The organism is Polaribacter sp., assembly GCF_965656025.1.
Classification (GTDB): domain Bacteria; phylum Bacteroidota; class Bacteroidia; order Flavobacteriales; family Flavobacteriaceae; genus Polaribacter.
This window is the reverse complement of record NZ_CBFHJT010000003.1, coordinates 63,644-65,774: the sequence shown is the minus strand read 5'-3', so window position 1 is coordinate 65,774 and position 2,131 is coordinate 63,644. Positions and strand designations below refer to the sequence as shown.

3 protein-coding genes and 1 pseudogene are annotated in these 2,131 nt (G+C 28.9%); 3 read left to right on the top strand and 1 reads right to left on the bottom strand.

Translation table 11 applies throughout. From position 1 onward, the window contains the following. A pseudogene (locus ACTG3S_RS01145) lies at positions 1-219 on the top strand (histidine kinase); the annotation flags it as partial. On the opposite strand, the gene ACTG3S_RS01140 reads toward ACTG3S_RS01145, so the two are convergent. Further along, positions 206-703, bottom strand: coding sequence for a metallophosphoesterase family protein (locus ACTG3S_RS01140; RefSeq protein WP_439127540.1), 498 nt, complete (start codon positions 701-703; stop codon positions 206-208). The pseudogene ACTG3S_RS01145 and the gene ACTG3S_RS01140 sit on opposite strands and share 14 nt — an antisense overlap. A 99-nt stretch (positions 704-802) precedes the next feature. Between ACTG3S_RS01140 and truA the strand changes: the two genes are divergently transcribed. Further along, complete coding sequence (truA, locus tag ACTG3S_RS01135; protein WP_439127539.1) at positions 803-1,528, top strand: tRNA pseudouridine(38-40) synthase TruA; 726 nt, start codon at positions 803-805, stop codon at positions 1,526-1,528. A gap of 3 nt (positions 1,529-1,531) precedes the next feature. Continuing rightward, positions 1,532-2,131, top strand: a 600-nt coding sequence (locus tag ACTG3S_RS01130; protein WP_439127538.1) for an ABC transporter transmembrane domain-containing protein, incomplete at its 3' end; no start/stop codon positions are given.

Here is a 2,131-nt window from a genome sequence, read left to right as displayed (position 1 = left end):
CAAGAAAAAGAAGGTACTATTTTTTTACAAATTTCTGATGACGGTATTGGTTTTGATACTTCTAAAATTACCAATAAAGATGGTTTAGGACTCAACCAAATAGAGGCAAGAATTCACATACTTAAAGGAGGGTTTTCTATAGATTCTAAAATTGGTCAAGGCACTAAAATATTTGTAAAAATACCTGTTTTAGAAAGAACTACTGTTAACCACGTTTAGCCAATTCTATAATTTCTAAATTTTTTATGTCGCCATTTTCTAAACAAAAACGCAGCATAGTTCTAATTTTATGAAACCCGTGATTACCAGCAGCACCAGGATTTAAATGTAAAAGATTTAGTTTTTTATCAAATTGAACTTTTAAAATATGAGAATGACCCGCAATAAATATTTTAGGTGGTTTTTGTTGAATTTCGTCTCTAATTCTTTGATTGTATTTATTAGGGTAACCACCAATATGAGTCATCCAAACAGCAACATTTTCTACTTCAAATTTATTATCTAAAGGAAATTCTGCTCTCGCATCTTTATCATCTATATTGCCATAAACCCCTCTTAAAGGTTTTAGTTTTTTAATTGCATCTGTAACAGACAAGTTGCCAATATCTCCTGCATGCCACACTTCATCTGCTTGTTTTACAAACTTTAAAATTTGAGCATCTATAAAACTATGTGTATCAGATAAAAGTAATATTTTTTTCATTTAAAAAAGATGAGAAAAGTTTAACGTCTGTTAAGAAATCAAAAATACAAATAACAAAATAAATTCCGTAATTTTGGTAACTTCAAAAAAACAATTTACTTGAGGTATTTTATAGAACTTTCTTACAATGGAAAACGTTATCATGGTTGGCAAATACAACCAGATGCAGTTTCTGTACAAGAAAAATTAAACAATGCAGTAAGTACTATTTTACAACAAAAAATAGAGGTTGTTGGTGCAGGAAGAACAGATACAGGTGTGCATGCATCGCAAATGTTTGCGCATTTTGATGTAGATAAAAAATTAGAAGGAGATGTACCACATAAATTAAATTCTATTTTACCAAATGATATTGTTGTGTATGATGTTTTTTTAGTAGATGATGAAAAACATGCACGTTTTAATGCAGAAAGTAGAAGTTACGAGTATAGAATTTGGTTGGGTAGAAATCCGTTTTTATTAGATTTTTCTTGGCAAATACACTCACAAAAGTTAGATGTTGCATTAATGAATGAAGCTGCAAAGCTACTTTTAAAATATGAGAATTTTCAAACGTTTTCTAAAGTAAAAACAGAAGTATATACCTTTAATTGTAATATAACAGAGGCTTATTGGGTTCAAAAAGAGGAGTTACTTACATTTTATATTTCTGCAAACAGGTTTTTAAGAAATATGGTAAGAGCCATAGTTGGTACTTTAGTAGATGTTGGTTTGCATAAAATATCTGTAGAAGATTTTAAAGAAATAATAGAAAGTAAAAACAGGAGTAATGCAGGCTTATCTGTACCTGCAAAAGGCTTATTTTTAACAAAAATAAAATATTAAGGTTTGGCAAATAAAACAGGAAATGCTTTTGATATGGAAATCTTTTTAAGACTCATGAGTTTTGCAAAAAGATACAAACTTAATTTTTTTATAGCATCTCTATCTACCATTTTATTAGCGGGTGTAGCGTTATTAACGCCCATCATTTTAAAAGAAACTGTAGATTTATACATCACCAATAAAGACATAGAAGGTTTAGTTAAAAACATTCTTTTAATGTTTGGGGTTTTAATGCTAGAGGTAGTTTTAAGATTTACTTTTATTTACTTTGCCAATTGGGTTGGTCAGCATATTATTAGAGATATTAGAGCAAAAATATTTAGACATATTTTACAATTTAAAATGTCTTATTTTGATAAAAATTCGGTTGGTAAACTGGTTACAAGAGTGGTGTCTGATATAGAAACCATTGCATTATTTTTTAGTAGTGGTGTTTTTACTATTGTAAGTGATGTTTTGCAAATGTTTGCAGTAATTATTGTAATGTTTGTTATTAACTGGAAATTGGCTTTCATAGCCATAGCAGTATTACCAATTTTAATTTATGCAACCAAAGTTTTTCAGAAAGCCATAAAAGCTACTTTTCAAGAAGTTAGAAATCAA

Excerpts from the sequence above, each read along its gene's own strand:
- ACTG3S_RS01140 (WP_439127540.1), bottom strand. The coding sequence starts at position 703 with ATGAAAAAAATATTACTTTTATCTGATACACATAGTTTTATAGATGCT.